Below are 16,322 nucleotides of genomic sequence, written 5' to 3' on the forward strand. Positions count from 1 at the left end.
GGCAAAACCCTCTCCGTCAACGCATTGGGCTATAGGATAACACATTCTGCGAGCATATCGCCGCGTTCCGTTTTGTTCGCACTGGGTACAAGGCAGGTAGCTGTGCAAACTGGCCGCACGCCCACCCGTGGCGTCCGGTCTGCGAGATCAAGGATATAGGTATGGGAAAGAAACTCGATAAGAAGGCCAAGGCCGCCGTGGCCAAGGCCTCTAAGAACGCCAAGGCGGGCAAGGGCATCAAGAAGCTCCGCAAGCTCGAAGGCAAACTATGGACCCGCGAGTACCTGCTCAAGATTACCGAGTTCGATGGCGCGACGATTGCCCCCGCCAACGGCGCTGCGGCCCGCGCCGATGCTATGGGCACCCTTGCCGGCGAACATCACAAGCTCCTGACCAGCAAAAAGTCCGTCGAGCTTGTAGGCTCGCTGGCACACGAGACCGTCGCCGGCGGCAAGATCGACGACCCGCAGCTGCTCGACGAGATCCGTGTGCTCGGCCGCGACCAGCGCGAGGCCAGCGTTATCCCTACTGAGGAGGCCGAGGCCTGGACCAGGCTCACCTGCGAGGCCGACGCCGTGTGGCACAAGGCCAAGACGGCCAACGACTGGGCGAGCTTTGAGCCCTACGTGGATAGAATCGTCGCCCAGCTCAAGCATCAGGCCGAGCTCATGGACCCCAAGCGCGACCCATACGATGTTTGGCTCGACCAGTACGAACGCGGCCTTTCCGCCAAGAGCTTCGATGCGTTTTGTGACGAGGTCAAGGCCACCGTCGTGCCGCTCGTTCACGCCATCGGCGAGCGCGGACAGCAGCCTACTGCCGACTTTTTGCATGCCCGCGTGCCCGAGGCCGCCCAGCGCGCCATGAGCTTCGACCTGATGAAGCTCGTCGGCCTTAACCTGGACGACACCACGCTCGCCTTTACCGAGCACCCGTTTAGCGAGGGCTTCTCGGTGGGCGACGCGCGCATCGCCACGCACATCTACGAGAACGACTGCATCTCCAACGTCTATAGCATCATCCACGAGGCGGGGCACGCCATGTACGAGCTGGGCGTCAATCCCGCTTACGCGCGTACGTGTCTGGAGGGCGGCACCTCCATGGGCATTCACGAGAGCCAGAGCCGCTTTTTCGAGAACACCGTAGGGCGCAGTCGCGCTTTTATGGGCCCGCTGCTCGAAGTGCTGCGCCGTCACGCGCCCGAGGTCTACGGCAACGTGGACGAGGACACGCTCTACCACGCCGTGAACATCGCTCAGCCGTCGCTGATCCGTACCGAGGCAGACGAGCTCACCTACCCGCTGCATATTATGGTGCGCTACGAGATTGAGCGCATGCTGTTTGCCGGCGAGGCCACGGCCAAGGACATCCCCGCGCTTTGGAATCGCTTTATGGACGAGTACCTGGGTATTCCTGTTCCCGACGACACGCGCGGCTGCCTGCAGGATACGCACTGGAGCGGCGGCTCGTTTGGCTACTTCCCCACGTATGCGCTGGGCAGCGCCTACGATGCCATGTTTGTGCCGGCCATGTGCCGCGACGGTGTCGACCTTAACGGCGCCTGTGCGAGCGGCGACCTGACACCCGTCCGTGCTTGGCTGGGCGAGCACATTTGGCAGTGGGGCCGCGCCAAGGACGCGCCGGAGCTCATCAAGGGCGCGTGCGGTATGGCATTCGATGCCCGCTACTACTGCAGCTACCTGCAGGACAAGTTCACCACGCTGTACCAGCTGTAAGGATTGACCAGCACGCCATCGCCAACGCCAACCATGTTGACGTCGATGTCTTGGCAACGTCAGCGAAAACGGCCCCAAGCGAGCAAGGTGACGTGAAATGAAAGGGCGCTAACCTTCTGGTCGCGCCCTTGAAATTGAACGTCAGATTGCCGCTTGGGGTCGTTTGCAGCGTCGAGCAGTTACGCGGTTTGGTAAAACCGCGTAACTACAGAGCTTCGAGTGCAGCGGCGATGCGCTTCATGGCGGCGTCGGCGGCCGATTGGTCCGGAGCCTCGGCCAGCACGCGAATCACCGACTCGGTTCCGCTCTTGCGCACGAGCACGCGGCCCTCGCCCGCCAGCGCGTCCTCGGCCTCGGCGATCGCATTCTGCACGCCCATGTTCTCGAGCGCGGCATCCTTGTCGGCCACGCGCACGGCAACCTGCGCTTGCGGCAGCAGCTTGCACGGAGCCGTGAGCTGCGAGAGCGTCTCGCGCTCGGCGCGAATCACTTCCATCACGCGCAGCGAGGTCATAATGCCGTCGCCCGTACGCTCGATATCGCCAAAGATCGTATGGCCCGTCTGCTCGCCACCCAGGCTGTAGCCGCCCTCGCGCATCTTGGCATACACGTGGCGGTCGCCCACGCCGCTGGTCACGGCACTCAGGCCGGCAAGCTCCAGCGACTTAATCAGGCCAAAGTTGCTGGCGATCGTCGGCACCACGGTACCGCCCGAGAGGCGCCCGTGCTTGTTAAGATACACGCCGCACACGTACAGAATCTGGTCGCCGTCGACCACGCGGCCGCGCTCGTCCACGGCCAGGCAGCGGTCGGCATCGCCGTCGTAGGCAAAGCCCACGTCCAGGCCCTGCTCCACCACGTGGCGCTGCAGGCGCTCCATATGCGTGGAGCCACAGTCCACATTGATGTTAAAGCCATCGGGCGCGGCGTTAATCACGCGCACATCGGCGCCGAGCGCATCGAACACCGGCTTGGCGACAGAGGACGCCGAGCCGTTGGCGCAGTCAATGCCAATCTTGACGCCCTGCAGCGAAAAGTTCGCGCTTGCAATGAGCGAGGCAATGTAGCGGTTGCGGCCCTGCATGTAGTCAACCGTGGCGCCAATGTGGTTGCCCGTGGCCAGCGGCACCTCGCTCTTGCCATCGATGTAGTCCTCGATGAGCTCCAGCACGTCCTCGTCCATCTTAAAGCCGTCGCTGTTGACCAGCTTAATGCCGTTATCGCAAAACGGGTTGTGGCTCGCGCTGATCATGATGCCGCAATCGAAGCAGCCCTCCACGGTCTGATGCGCCACGCCCGGCGTTGGAATCACGTGCAGCATATATGCGTCTGCGCCGCTCGCAACCAGACCGCTCACCAGCGCCGCCTCGAACATATAGCTCGAGCGACGCGTGTCCTTACCCACGATCACGCGCGCCTTGGCCCCGCGCCTGGCGCCGTAATACCAACCCACAAAGCGGCCGATCTTGTACGCGTGCTCCACGGTCAGCCCAACGTTGGCCTCGCCGCGAAATCCGTCGGTGCCAAAGTACTTCATAAGAGGTCCTCTCTATAGACAAAGGCGCGCCGCCAAAGCAACGCGCCGCCAGCCCATTATCCTTTAATAGCAACCGCGGGGGCTACACCGTCAAAAACACCATCGCGATAATCATGGCAAAACCCGCCAGGTCGGTGGGCAAAAATACCGTCCCCAGCATGAGAGCGCTGGTGATGGTAGCCGAAACCGGCTCCATGGTTCCGATAAGGCTCGCACGAACCGAGCCGATCTCCTTAACGCCCTGCATATAGAACATATAGGCAAAAAACGACCCAATCACGATGAACACCGCGAGCGCGCCGACACCCGAAGGCTCGAGCGCCGGCATGTGTGCCCACGGCTGGGTGAAAATGCTCAGCACGATTCCTGCCGAAAGCATGGCTGAGCCCGTGACAACCGAGCTGCCGTATTCCTTGAGGATTCCGGCCGGAATAATTGCCATGCAGGCACCGCCCACGGCGCACAAAAGGCCCGCGAGCAGGCCCATCGGCGAAATGCTCAGCGTACTGGGGTCGCCGCCTGTGGCGATAAGAAACGTTCCGCCCAAGGCGAGCAAAACACCAAGCGTCTCGCGCGTGCGCGGAAGTCGATGCGTGGCAACGCAGGCATACCCCATGACGACCACCAGCTGCAGGCACTGGAACACCGTCGCCGTGCCCGCGTTGGTTAGGCGCACGGCAGACAGATAGCAAATCTGGTTGAACAGCAAGCCAAAAATCGTAAACAGGATGAGCTGCTTGCGGTCGGCGGGGGTAGTCCACAGTTTAACCAAGCGGTCGCGATCCTTGTTGAGCACGACGACCATAAAGAGCAGGCCGGCGCAAACCTGGCGCATGCTCATGAGCCAAAACGTCTCGATATGGCAAACATCGAAGAGGTAGCTGGCGCAGGTGCCAGAAAATCCCCAGAACGTTCCGCCGGCAGCCGCGGCAAGCACACCCAGGGCCATCTTGCGCGTCTGGGCGTCGTTGAGGCGGTCGCGCCATGCACGGCGGGTGCTGCGGCTGAGCTCATCGGTGCCCTCGGGCACATCAATGTTCGATATATCGGTCATCGGCACCGAAGTCCCTGCGCCTTCGACCTGCTCGACACGCTCTTTGCTCATCCCGCTCCCCCGAAACAGCCTGGAAACAATTCGGCTTACCTTACCACGGCGAAGGCACCAGCTGGGGGCTTGTCCGCTTATCGGTAGGACAATTCCGCAGACGTCTCTTCCATGGTTCGGCATCGCAACGGCTTTGCATTATGCGATAGCCAAATCGCGGCAGCGAGCTCTTTTAAAATGGGCGCGACAAAGCCCTTTGATTCCACAACGTTAGCGATTTTAAAAAATATTCTTGCCACCGAGTTCAAGCTCCGTTATATTATCCCTTGCGCACTTGCGCACCCTTGATCGGGCGTTTAGCTCAGGGGGAGAGCGCTTCCCTGACACGGAAGAGGTCAGAAGTTCAAATCTTCTAACGCCCACCAAATGTTCGCAGCCCAGAGGCTATGCCTCTGGGCTGTTTTGTTTTATGTGCTAAGCCAAAAGGGCGCCGTGGCACCCAAAACCGCTTCGGCAGCTCCAATAACCATCCCAATCGAGGCTGATACCGCCTCTACATAACCGGCAATCATCCCGGCAGACCCCAAGTTGCTTCGGTATCGCCGACAATTACCCCTGCCACACCCAAAGTCGCCCAGACAACCCCGGCGACCGCCCCAATCAGCCCCAAAATCACCCAAACAGCCTTGGCGACCGCCCCAATCAGCCCCAAAATTACCCAAACAGCCTTGGCGACTGCCCCGATCTGGCCTTCGCAAGCCTCGCGACCACATCCGGACAGCCTTCCCATAATCAGGTCTAATACTTTTCCCGAGAAGTAAACGACCTTATTTGGACCCCCGAAGCATCCACACTTTTTACAGCCAAAACCGCAGGATTCCAATGATAAAACCGCAGGAAATAAGCCACCAAAAGTGTCGATGTTTCGGGGGTCCGTTTTGACTCGTTCACTTCTCGGGAAAAGTATTAGACCTGACAATGAGACCCTTGGTCCCATGCCCAGCAACCGCCCCTACCAATGTTGACGCGCCTCGATTACGGCCTGCCAAAGCTTAAACCGCTTCGCTTCGACGCGCTTGAGGGCAAAGTATCGCTGCTCCTCGCTCATGGGCTTGTTAAAAATGGGTCGCTTGTTCCGGTGCAGCTTCCGTCGGATACGTTCGCACAGCCGGATGAGCTTGTCGTAGTCATTTGCCTGCTCAGTCGTCACGGTGAAGTGTGCCACGCCGCTCAACAGCTCCAACTCGTTGCGGCGCTCGGCATCCTTGTAAATCTTCTCGCGTCCGTCATGAATGGCATCGCTATCGTAATCGACCATCGCGGTCAGCACCTCTGGCAGCAGCCCGGCCTTTACTTTATCCATGCCCACCTCGACTTTAGCCGTAAGCGTTATGTCGGGTGTGCGCTCCAACACGCGAAGCTTGTGATCGCGTCCGTCATTGTATCCATCGCGAATGAAGACCTTCTTGTTAAGTTCGGCCTTGCCCAATGCATACCCGCCGTAGCGCGCAGGCAGCGACATAAACATGCAGAGCCCCGACTCCCTCGGAGAGCGCGACCCCTCGATCACATATGCAAGCAGCGCCTTTGCCTTCGCGATACCCCTCACCTTGGGTGACTTCTCGATATACGCCGCGATGAGCTCCTTAGTCGTGAGCCTGCTATCGCGCATGCCCGCATCCCTGCCTGTTACCCCACCGGGAGCAAGGTTATCCAGCCGGTAATCCGATGTCATCGCATAGCCGGCATAGACGGCCGCTGCCATATCGCCATCGTGCACAGCCTGCAAAAACGCCAGCTCGGGAGAGCACACATACGCATCAAGGTCGCCCATCCAGTGGCCCAGCGAGATAAACGAACCCGCCGGGAGCTCGTTGGTGCACAGATGCGTCTTAACATGCTTGCTCTGCCGACGGCCGGCGCGCGACGGCACCAGCAAATCCAGCGTTTCGATCCCCAGGTCATAGCGATCGATAACCTCCTGCGCTTCTTGGTCCAAGAGCGCACAGGCACCTGCAATCGACACGACCTCTGGCTCCGAATCCCCAAAGCGAGGGTTCGGCATGTGCGCCAACAGCGCCAATGCGGCGTTATGTGAAACGATAAAGTACCTCATGGCGCGAAGATAGCACGCACGCCGGCGGCGGATGGCGGTTCTGCTAAGTTTCCGACAAACGACCGGCGGTTTTTTCGCCGAGGTGCGCCAAAGTGTTCATTCGACGATGCCCAAACCGCAATCCGTCAAGTTTTTGGCAAGGTTGCCGCCCAACTGGCCAAAAGCCGACCATCTACTTGCCAGTTTATCCAAGGCGTAACCAACCAGTCCGCACCGCGGCTTCTCGGCAAAACGCCACAACGTCCACACCCTGCGGTATCCTTGAGCCACTTACACCTGCAGCACCAAGGAGCCACCATGCGCACCGAGCTCGATGTTCCCTTTTCGCGCAAAGAAGAAGCCAAGGCGCTGGGCGCCAAATGGGACCGGACCAAGAAGATCTGGTATGTACCCAGCGGCGTCAATCCCGAGCCCTTTGCCGAGTGGCTGCCCGGTGTTGACCGATCCGACCCCTCTGCGCCGTATATATATCTAGTACTGGGCAAGCGCGAGTGCTGGAAATGCCACAAAGAGACCTCGGTCGCGGCCTTCGGCATTCCCTATCGAGCCGATGACAGCGAGGGCATCGCCATCGCGCACGCACCCAACAAGGCCGGGCACATTGCCATCGACACGACCAATGCCAACGCACTCGCCATTGTTCCCGCTCTTGGCTGCGTGCCGGGCGAGATCCGCGACTATCTTTCTAAGCGCTGTGGCTACAAGCCCGTAGGCGCGCGAGCCTCCAAAGCCCCGTCACTCGGCAACACGTGCACCAGTTGCGCCGCGCTGCAAGGCAGCCGCTATCTGTTCGAAGAACCCACGTCCCCGTTTGCCCTCACTGCCATCAACAAGCTGCCGGCACTGGAGTTTGTGCGCGTCGAAGTTGCCGGCGTCTTTGGCGTCCCGGCCACGCATACCAATTTTGACCAGGCACTCTTTACCTGGGCACGCGACCATCACGCCAAGTTCCACAAGAAGCTCGGTGAGGGGGTTTATTTGTAGAGACGACATCGAGGTATCAAGGAGCAGGGGCTGATTGTTAAATGATCTCGAAACGCTACAGCCCCAGAATATGCTCCAGGTAGCCCTTGTTGAACCAGAACGATTGCTTCGTCATCCAGCGCCCGTCGGGCAGTTCGTAAGCATTCCTTGCGATGTCACCGACCTCTGTTCCATCGGCAAACTTGTAAGCCGCTTTTGACGTATGTGGACGAACGTGAACAATTGGGTTGTCCGCCATACCGGGCAGATTGTTAGTCACTTTGAGCTTTCCGCTCGCATCCCGATATGGATTGAGCTCAATGCCCTCACGTATCACCTTTCGCGTCTCATCCCAACAAGCTTTCGCAGGGCCTTCGATTTCGTTTTCTCCCATAGCCCAGAACAAACAACGGTCGAGACGCAGCACGCCATCGTGGTCCTCGCGAAACACAACGAAGAAGAAACGATTGGTCTCAAGGCACACATGAAAAGGCGACGTTTCCCAGTCTTCCTCGATCAAACGCTTGAACTCAAACGGCGGGAACGACATAGCCTGCTCGATGTGCCCCCTGTTGTTAACTCGAACAGTTCGAACGGAAATGCCTGCCTTGACGAATTCCTCGGCAGCATTGTTTTTGATTCCGAGCATACGATAGACGAGCGTTGTCCACTGCGCCTTATTGCCCGTGTACTCCAACCCGTATTGCTCCGCAATCTGGCGATCAGTTTCGCCATAGTGTTGCTCGATAAGTCCAGTTACGTAACTTTCGAAATCGATAGACTTGCCATCGTCCTGAACAATGCTCTCCCCGACTCGCGGAGCACCGAGGACATAAGTGTGGAGCACATAGTCCATATACGAGCGCTTGAGGGAAAAGGCGCGACGCTTTGCGCGATGGTGCTCAATCTCACCCGTATCGGTATTGAAGTATTCATAATACTGGTCCGCCCACATCGTGGCCTCAGTTGCGCCCTTCGTGCAAGCACCCAGATAAGTTGTCATGCCTTCTGAAAGCTCGTCCGCACGGCCATCCTGAATATAAGAAATGATCTTCTCGTAGTCGGCGCGAATGATTTTCATATCCTCTTCGGGCAGTCGAACCATGACCGCACGCTCAATGCGCTGGTCGTATTTGTCGATAGAGCGATCGCGGCCGTAGTAAATCAGCAGGATATTGCTGAGCTTGGTCTTGAGATGCGAGCTGTCGTAGTCGAGCGAAACGGGACGGTCGTAGGGAATCATCGTCAAGACAAGACGTTCACCGGCAGATTTACGACCGTCTTTAAGTACGTCAAAACACGTTGCCTTGAGCTCGACACCAGCCTCGGGAAAGTCCGGCCGGTCGTCGCTGTTGGCCTTGTAGCCAAAGTAACGCTCCTCGATCAGGGTTCCCATACCGCCCTTGTACTTCTTGGACCCAAAGTCCTTGGGCGCGCTCTCCCCCTCCGGAGCAATGCCAAGCTCAAGAATATCGCGAAACGTCATCCCGTCGAGATTGGCAGCATAGCGCTCGATGCTTGAGGGGTCAGAAAAATCAGTATCGTCAAGCATGCGCTTGAAATCGAGGTGCTTCTTGGACATGGCAAATCCTCTCGAAATAAGACACGATCTAATATGTATGCTACTGTAAATTCGGGTTATACCGTGAAGATCCCCTGGGGATCGTCCATTTGCAACCCGATTTCTGTACCCTTGATCTTTGCATTTGCAGCGATTTGGGGGAGTGAGTATGTCAGAGGTCAAAATCGCCGAGCTTTTTGCTGGCGTCGGCGGATTTCGTCTGGGCCTCGAAGGCTATGCCGACCCTCGTTATCCCAATTTCTATATGAAACCAGCCGGCCCCTTCCGCACCATTTGGGCAAATCAGTGGGAACCGCCCGGAACCAAGGCGCGTCAGTTTGCGGCACGTTGTTACATGGACCGCTTTGGCGAAGATTCCGTTGTCAACGAAGATATCAATAAGGTCTTGGAGCAGGCTGAAGCCGGCGAAATTAAAATCCCCGATGTGCAAATGGTCGTCGGTGGCTTTCCCTGCCAAGACTACTCTGTCGCGCGTCCTCTCAATCAGGCGCACGGCATCGAGGGCAAGAAGGGTGTCCTCTGGTGGGACATCTATCACTTCCTCGAGATGAAGGAACCCAAGTTCGGCCTCTTCGAAAACGTCGACCGCCTGCTCAAATCGCCCGCGTCTCAACGCGGTCGCGACTTCGCCATTATCCTAAGCTGTCTTGCCGACCTCGACTACACGGTCGAATGGCGCGTGGTCAACTCTGCCGAATACGGTTTCCCCCAGCGTCGCAAGCGCGTTTATATCTTCTGCGAAAAGGACGCTGGCAGGGTTGATCTCGTTGATCGCATGCACAACGGCGTCATGGCTAAAGCCTTCCCCGCCATCTATCCCGACGAGATGTCCGAGCTCGACGTTTTACCCGACCCCTACGAGAACTCAACTCGTTTTGGCGTCGGCCAAAAGACCTCTCAATTCAAGAATGCCGGCGTCATGCAGGGCTGTCATGTTCTGACCTGCGACTTTGCCGAAGACTATCACGGTGAGCGCCACGTGCTTGGCGACGTGCTTGTCGACGAGGCTGATGTCCCGGAGCAGTTCTACATCTCCGACGAAAAGCTTCCCGACTGGCGCTACCTTAAGGGCAGCAAGCGCGAAGAGCGCACTAACAAAAAGACAGGCTTTACGTACACGTATTCCGAGGGAGCCATGAGCTTCCCGGATGCCACCGACAAGCCGAGCCGCACCATCCTCACAGGAGAAGGCGGCACGGGAGCGAGCCGTTTCAAGCACGTCATCGAATGTCCCGATGGCCGTTTCCGCCGTCTTGTTCCCGACGAGCTCGATCAGCTTCAGGGATTCCCGAAAGGCTGGACCGATACGGGCATGACTGACGGCCATCGAGCCTTCTGCATGGGCAACGCACTCGTCACCGGCGTGCCCCACCGTATTGGTGAAGCTATGGTCGAAGTGTACGGCCTCTAAGGCAAGCAATCCGGAGCCGGCAGCTCACGCTGTCGGCTCCGTTTTTCCATCCCACTCCCCTGTATACTGATGTAGCACGTGTTTCATCCGGGCTTATTGGGCCGGATTGTTCATGGGAGGGTCTTATGGCTGCTTCGAATCCGCCTAAGGGAAGCGTTTCTTCTTCGTCCATCAAGCCGGTTACGCGCAAGGCCGTGCGCTGCCAGCGCGAGGTCGCTTGGCTTGTCACGCAGGCGGCGGGCAGGCTTGTGGCGACCACTCAGGACGTCAATGCGCCTACGCCGAGCTTTGTGTTAGCGGCGGCGCTGGATTCTGTGCGCCAATTGGAGCTTGCCGCACAGGATGCCAGCGGCCACCTCGACTACCAGAATGTTATGGCGCCCGACCTGCAGACGTTCTGCCACATGGCCAAGTTGCCCGCCGCGCCCAATGCGCTTTCGGACGCGGGCTACATGTTTACGCTTTCGGGCGCGGACCTTATCCGCGACATCTACGCATACTGCAGCGAGCTCGCCGAGCGCCACGTCTTTGGCGCGGCTGAAGTCAAACCGGGATATGCCATCAAGCTGGTTCTTAGGCTGTTCTTGATGGATGGGTTCGGGACTATGCCAGCGTAAGCCGGATTTTTAACTTCGCCGTCGACTGGGCAACAACCGCCTTACCTTAGCGGGCGCCAATCGAGAGTCGATTATTGGGTCACCTCGTCCGCTGGCGCATTTATTCCACGCGCTCTGACAGTCGATACTTGCGGTTGCGGCTCGTCGCCGGCGCCGTGGGCTCAAGCTCGCCTTGAGCAATGAGCGCGTTGACGCGCGACCTAACCTGGGAAATCGTAAGCCCCGTGCGTTCTGCCAGCTCACGCGTCCCCAGCTCGCCGTAGTGTTTGAGTGCCGTCACAATTAAGCCCCCGCCATGATCGACCGGCTCGATCTTTGAACGGTAAAGTACGACCTTGAACCGATCGAACCCCGGGCAGAACAGGGGCTCGGCCAGACCATGCGCGCGCATGGCATCGATCATCATCGGGATGCCCGAGCCATTGCCCTCAGCCGGCGAACCTGCGCCATCCGGCAGCGGGACAATCGACATGAGTTTCACGAGCGTCGCGTTACGGCATCGGGAGCTGCCGTCAAACAAGTTCTCGCGAGTCTTTCCCCCGTAAAGGCCGCCAGGATTCGTCACTTCGATACGGTCATCAAAGACGTCAACAGCGACCGACTGCCCACAGAACCGATCTCCGTATTCTCGGTGGATTACGGCGTTGGCGATTGCCTCACGCAGGACCTCCTCGGGAATCTCCAGCGAGTCGACACGCGAGACGCCTTGGATCGTCGAGGTTCGCCGCAAATTCTTGGCGACTGCCGCGACGGCATCCGAGATCATTTCGCCCAACGTTCCCTCGCAGATCGTACGGTCCATGAACCTTAGTGGCCCCGCAGTGCCCTTCTGAGTTCCCGCATAGACAGCCATGTCGATAAAGAGCTTGGGATAAAACTGCTGAGGGTAGGTGCCCGCAACTAGGAGTCCAGCCTTGGTGACATTGCCCTGGGAATCAAGGAAATTTAGGCGCTCCAGCTTCGTTTTCTTGTCCGGCGCGCCGCGCATTGCCCGAGGTGTCAGCGAGAAAGCACGCTCTATCGTGCGATCGACCAGTGCCTCGTCAAGATCGCCTGCAACCGCGCCGGGCACTGCATCGCGATCGCTAGGACTCGTCCGCTCGTATGACGACAGTGCCAAAACCTCGGTCGATGAAAGTGGCACGTCTTTGTCATCAATGCGCTTGTAACTGCCGCCCTGGGCGCCGCGTTCTATTACATAGCAGGGCTTGCTCGACGGGTCGAGCTCCTCAATCGTGATAACGAGAACCACGGTGCCCCGAAGCTCCACGCGCTCAATAGTGTATTTGGGCGGATTGGCCAGTTTTCCGCGACCGCCGGCATCACCCATGCCCGCCACGAATTGGTTGAGCACCTTCTCGGTCTCAAAGTCCTCAACCGGGACAAAGCCCGCGCGCTCGCTCACGCCGAGCACGATAATTCCGCCGGCGGTATTCGCGAATGCGCTAACCGTTTCCCATACATCGCGAGAAAGCGTCGTGGCGCTCTCCTTGACCTCGACGCTAAGATCGTCCGAGCCCATGCGCCTTAAAGACTCGAGCAGACCGATCAGCTCGTTCTCGTTCATCTGCACGTCCTTTCGCTCGGTCCGGCGGAGAATGCCGCGAATAGATTTCCTTCGTCTCTCAGTTATCTCTCGTAATTATCTCTTGTCTCTCTGTTATCTCTCGTATTAGAGATGAGTGAAAGATGAGAGATAAGATATCTACCATCTGTTTCATTTAAACATGTTTTTGCTGGTAGAACAATCAGTATTGAGACAATACCGTGATTTCTTGTCTCTTTGCTGCTCAGTTATCTCTCATATTCATCTCTCGTCTTTCTGTTATCTCTCGTATTAGTGACGAATGAGAGATGAGAGATGAGAGATGCGCGGGCGGCGGATGAGCGTGGATTTTGGACGGTCGGGAAATGAGGGTGGATATTTGGACGGTTTTTGGACGTTTTGAGGCTGATTCCGTCCGAAAATCCACTCTCATTCGATAGGCGTCCAAGTTTCCACGCCCGCGCGGCGGTCACGCAGGGCCTTTGTCCAATCCGCTGGCATCGTCTCCAGTTCGCCGCAGAGCCGCGGCCTCATATGGGTATACTCTCGAGGATTCGACTCGATTCGTCCCCGCTGGGGCGTCAAAGGAGACTGCATATGTCCACCACCTCAACCGACCCGCGCGCCGCTGCCGCCGCGCTGCTGGTGCCCGGCACCACCTGTCACGGCTTTGCCGTCGAGCGCTGCGAGACCGTGCCCGAGCTCGACTCGGACGCCTACGTGCTGCGCCACACCGCCTCGGGCGCTCGCCTGCTGTACCTGGCGTGCGACGACGAAAACAAGGCTTTTGCCATTGGCTTTAAGACGCCGCCGGCTGATTCCACCGGCGTGTTCCATATCCTCGAGCACTCGGTGCTGTGCGGATCGGCCAAGTTTCCCGTCAAGGAGCCGTTCGTCGACCTGATCAAGAGCTCCATGCAGACGTTCCTCAACGCCATGACCTACCCCGACAAGACCATCTACCCTGTCGCCACCACCAACGAGCAGGATCTGTACAACCTGATGGACGTGTACCTGGACGCGGTGTTCAACCCGGCCATCTATACCAAACCCACCATTTTTGAGCAGGAGGGCTGGCACTACGAGCTGGACCTGCCGAAGGGCGCCGAGGGCGAGGGCAACGGCAGTTCCGCAAGCCTGCGCGAGGGAACCCTACGCTATAACGGCGTGGTTTTCAATGAGATGAAGGGCGCGCTGTCCGACCCCATGAGCGTGCTGGACGATGCCGTCAACGCCGCGCTTTATCCCGACACCGCCTATGCGCACGAGAGCGGCGGCGACCCGCGCGCGATTCCTGCGCTCACCTACGAGCAGTTCCTGGACACGCACGCGCGCCACTACAATCCTTCCAACTCCTACATCACGCTCTACGGCGACCTGGATGTGGACCGTGCACTGGCCTTTTTGGACGAGCGCTATCTGTCGCAGCCGAGTGCCGCGAGTCGCCGCATGGACGCAGCCGTCGCCGCCGGCGAGGACCCGTCCACGCTGGCGCCCAATCCGCTGGTCGTGCAGGCGCCCGTGACCTGCGAGTACAAGCGCGTCGAGATGGCCACCACGCCCGAGAACGCCCTGGTGGGCCTGGGTCTTGTGCTGGGCAGCGCGCTCGACCGCAAGCGCACGATCGCGGCGGACATCCTGTTCGAGGCACTGCTGGGTTCCAACGAGGCACCGGTTAAGAAGGCCATTCTTGCCGCCGGTCTGGGCGGCAACGTGGTGAGCTACACCGCGGCCGAGAGCCTGCAGCCCTACGAGCTCATCATGCTGCAAAACGCGCAGCCCGGCGTGGCGCGCGAGCTGCGCCGCGTGTTCCAGGACGCCTGCCGCGAGCTGTGCGAGCACGGCGTTCCGCGCGAGCGCCTAGAGGCCATCATCAGCAGCAACGAATACGACCTGCGCCAGCGCGACTACGGTATCGTCGACGGCGTGGCCATTGCGTGCGACGCGCTGAGCACCTGGCTCTACGATGACGACGCCGCGACGCTGGCGCTCAAGTACGGCCCGGTGTACGAGGAGCTGCGCGGCGAGCTGGACGGCAGCTATTTTAAGGACCTGCTGCGCGAGCTCGTGCTGGAAAACGACCACATGGCGCTGGTCGAGCTGGTGCCGGTGGATGCCGCCGAGGGTGCGGAGAGTGACGAGGCCGCCGAGCTGGCAGCCAAGCGCGATACCATGACCGATGCCGAGCTGGCCGATGTGGTCGAGCGCACAGCCGCGCTGCGTGCCGCGCAGGAAGCCGAGGACACGCCCGAGGCCAAGGCCACGCTGCCGCGCCTGCACGTTTCCGACATTGGCGAGGCGCGCTCCGAGCCGCCGCTGGTCGTGGATACGACTGCGCCTATCCCCTGCCTGCGCCACGGCATCCCCACCAACCGTCTGGCCTACGCCATGCAGTATTTCGACCTGAGCTGCGTCGCGTTTGAGGACCTGCCCTATGTGACCCTGCTCTGCCGCCTGCTCAAACAGCTGCCCACGAGCGAGCACTCGGCCGAGGAGCTCGACAACCTCATCGCTGGCAAGCTGGGCTTTTTGAGCTTTACGACCGAGGTCATGACGCAGCCCGACGTGGACGGCGTGCGCCCCTACCTGCTGGTGAGCGCCGGCGCCCTGTCCGAGAAGATCGATGCGCTGGCGAGCCTGCCGCGCGAGGTGTGGTCGAGCACGCTGTTGCTCGATGCCGAAGCCGACCGCGTGCGCGACGTGCTCACGCAGATTCGCATTGGGCTTGAGCAGGGCTTTATTAACAACGGACACTCGGCGGCGCTTGGTCGCGCGATGAGCTACAGCTCGCCTTCGGCCGTGGTGCGCGAGCAGCTTTCGGGCGTGGACTTCTACCTGTTCCTGCGCGATCTGCTCGACCACTTTGACGAGCGCCTGGACGACCTGCGCGCCAAGCTTGCCGAGCTGGCAGGCCGCATCTTTGTGTCCGATGGTTGTCTGGCGAGCTTTACCGGCAGCGATGAGGACTTTGACACGTACTGGGCCGCCGCGGGCGACCTGGGGTTGGGCGCGGGCGACGGTGCTGTTGCCGGCCGCGACACGCTCGTGGTGCCGACGCCGTGCGACCGCCACGAGGCTTTCGTCATCCCCAGCGACATTTGCTTTGCGGCAAGCGCATGCGACCCGCGTCGCCTGGGCATTGACGTGACGGGCGCCTGGACGGTTGCCGCCAACGCGCTCTCCTACGACTACCTGTGGAACGAGATCCGCGTGAAGGGCGGGGCGTACGGCTGCGGATTCCGCGCGGCAGGCGAGCGTCAGGCGGCGTTCTACACCTACCGCGACCCGGCAATCGACCCCTCGATTGAGCGCGTGGCGCGCGCAGGCGAATGGCTCGGCGGTTTTGAGCCCGACGAGGCAGCCTTTGAGGGCTTTATCGTAAGCTGCGTGAGCGGCATGGATGCGCCGGTGAAGCCGTACGCGCTCACCAAACGCCGCAACACGACCTACTTGGCCGGACTCGATCCGCATGCACGCGAGGAGCGCCGCGCCCAGATGCTCGCCGCCACGCCCGGTGAGCTGCGCTCGCTCGGCGCCGACGTGACGCGCATCGCAGCCGTCTCGCCCACCTGCGTCTTTGGCGGCCGAGACGTCATCGCCAAGAGCAACGCCGGCTTCAACGTCATCGACCTGCTGGGCTAGCGCACAGCAAAGGTAGATTTTTGGGACATGCCTGAAAATCTACCTTTTCTTTTGCCGCTGCTTGGGCGGGGCAGCTCAGCCCGTCACACCAGTTTGTCTAAATCTGTAACATCTAGGCGGCAATATT

The 16,322-nt window shown here is 59.7% G+C and carries 10 protein-coding genes and 1 tRNA gene; 6 read left to right on the forward strand and 5 right to left on the reverse strand.

The window, feature by feature from the left end; all coding sequences use genetic code 11:
• Positions 1-161: 161 nt before the first annotated feature.
• On the forward strand, positions 162-1,736 hold the full coding sequence (locus ACQRCA_RS04830) for a carboxypeptidase M32 (RefSeq protein WP_427719121.1): 1,575 nt from the start codon (positions 162-164) through the stop codon (positions 1,734-1,736).
• A 205-nt stretch (positions 1,737-1,941) separates the two neighbouring features.
• On the opposite strand, the gene glmM is transcribed toward ACQRCA_RS04830, so the two are convergent.
• Positions 1,942-3,273: a phosphoglucosamine mutase gene (glmM, locus tag ACQRCA_RS04835; RefSeq protein ID WP_427719124.1), complete on the reverse strand. Its 1,332-nt coding sequence runs from the start codon at positions 3,271-3,273 to the stop codon at positions 1,942-1,944.
• Positions 3,274-3,355: 82 nt separating this feature from the next.
• On the reverse strand, positions 3,356-4,378 hold the full coding sequence (locus tag ACQRCA_RS04840; protein WP_427719126.1) for a DMT family transporter: 1,023 nt from the start codon (positions 4,376-4,378) through the stop codon (positions 3,356-3,358).
• A 290-nt stretch (positions 4,379-4,668) separates the two neighbouring features.
• On the opposite strand from ACQRCA_RS04840, the gene ACQRCA_RS04845 reads away from it, so the two are divergent.
• Positions 4,669-4,743: transfer RNA gene (locus tag ACQRCA_RS04845), tRNA-Val, on the forward strand.
• Positions 4,744-5,330: 587 nt separating this feature from the next.
• Here the strand turns inward: ACQRCA_RS04845 and ACQRCA_RS04850 are convergent.
• Positions 5,331-6,344: a hypothetical protein gene (locus ACQRCA_RS04850; protein ID WP_427719129.1), complete on the reverse strand. Its 1,014-nt coding sequence runs from the start codon at positions 6,342-6,344 to the stop codon at positions 5,331-5,333.
• A 387-nt stretch (positions 6,345-6,731) separates the two neighbouring features.
• Here ACQRCA_RS04850 and ACQRCA_RS04855 point away from each other — a divergent pair, with 387 nt between their 5' ends.
• Positions 6,732-7,418, forward strand: coding sequence for a DUF5710 domain-containing protein (locus tag ACQRCA_RS04855; RefSeq protein ID WP_427719131.1), 687 nt, complete (start codon positions 6,732-6,734; stop codon positions 7,416-7,418).
• Positions 7,419-7,473: 55 nt separating this feature from the next.
• Here ACQRCA_RS04855 and ACQRCA_RS04860 read toward each other — a convergent pair whose 3' ends face one another.
• Positions 7,474-8,979 (reverse strand): Sau3AI family type II restriction endonuclease, encoded by a 1,506-nt coding sequence (locus ACQRCA_RS04860; RefSeq protein ID WP_427719133.1) that lies wholly within the window; start codon positions 8,977-8,979, stop codon positions 7,474-7,476.
• Positions 8,980-9,127: 148 nt separating this feature from the next.
• Between ACQRCA_RS04860 and dcm the strand changes: the two genes are divergently transcribed.
• On the forward strand, positions 9,128-10,390 hold the full coding sequence (gene dcm, locus ACQRCA_RS04865) for a DNA (cytosine-5-)-methyltransferase (RefSeq protein ID WP_427719136.1): 1,263 nt from the start codon (positions 9,128-9,130) through the stop codon (positions 10,388-10,390).
• Between the two features lie 125 nt (positions 10,391-10,515).
• Positions 10,516-11,007 carry a hypothetical protein gene (locus ACQRCA_RS04870; protein WP_427719138.1) on the forward strand — a complete coding sequence of 164 codons (492 nt, stop codon included), beginning with the start codon at positions 10,516-10,518 and terminating at the stop codon, positions 11,005-11,007.
• A gap of 100 nt (positions 11,008-11,107) precedes the next feature.
• On the opposite strand, the gene ACQRCA_RS04875 is transcribed toward ACQRCA_RS04870, so the two are convergent.
• Positions 11,108-12,574 (reverse strand): ATP-binding protein, encoded by a 1,467-nt coding sequence (locus ACQRCA_RS04875; protein ID WP_427719141.1) that lies wholly within the window; start codon positions 12,572-12,574, stop codon positions 11,108-11,110.
• Between the two features lie 576 nt (positions 12,575-13,150).
• On the opposite strand from ACQRCA_RS04875, the gene ACQRCA_RS04880 reads away from it, so the two are divergent.
• Complete coding sequence (locus ACQRCA_RS04880; protein WP_427719143.1) at positions 13,151-16,195, forward strand: insulinase family protein; 3,045 nt, start codon at positions 13,151-13,153, stop codon at positions 16,193-16,195.
• The last annotated feature ends 127 nt before the right edge of the window (positions 16,196-16,322 follow it).

It is taken from the genome of Collinsella sp. SGI.095, from assembly GCF_050314535.1.
GTDB lineage: Bacteria > Actinomycetota > Coriobacteriia > Coriobacteriales > Coriobacteriaceae > Collinsella.

Bases quoted from the DNA above. Each gene is read 5' to 3' on its own strand.
- ACQRCA_RS04830 (WP_427719121.1), top strand. From the start codon at position 162: ATGGGAAAGAAACTCGATAAGAAGGCCAAGGCCGCCGTGGCCAAGGCC.
- glmM (WP_427719124.1), bottom strand. From the start codon at position 3,273: ATGAAGTACTTTGGCACCGACGGATTTCGCGGCGAGGCCAACGTTGGG.
- ACQRCA_RS04840 (WP_427719126.1), bottom strand. From the start codon at position 4,378: ATGAGCAAAGAGCGTGTCGAGCAGGTCGAAGGCGCAGGGACTTCGGTG.
- ACQRCA_RS04855 (WP_427719131.1), top strand. From the start codon at position 6,732: ATGCGCACCGAGCTCGATGTTCCCTTTTCGCGCAAAGAAGAAGCCAAG.
- ACQRCA_RS04860 (WP_427719133.1), bottom strand. From the start codon at position 8,979: ATGTCCAAGAAGCACCTCGATTTCAAGCGCATGCTTGACGATACTGAT.
- dcm (WP_427719136.1), top strand. From the start codon at position 9,128: ATGTCAGAGGTCAAAATCGCCGAGCTTTTTGCTGGCGTCGGCGGATTT.
- ACQRCA_RS04870 (WP_427719138.1), top strand. From the start codon at position 10,516: ATGGCTGCTTCGAATCCGCCTAAGGGAAGCGTTTCTTCTTCGTCCATC.
- ACQRCA_RS04875 (WP_427719141.1), bottom strand. From the start codon at position 12,574: ATGAACGAGAACGAGCTGATCGGTCTGCTCGAGTCTTTAAGGCGCATG.
- ACQRCA_RS04880 (WP_427719143.1), top strand. From the start codon at position 13,151: ATGTCCACCACCTCAACCGACCCGCGCGCCGCTGCCGCCGCGCTGCTG.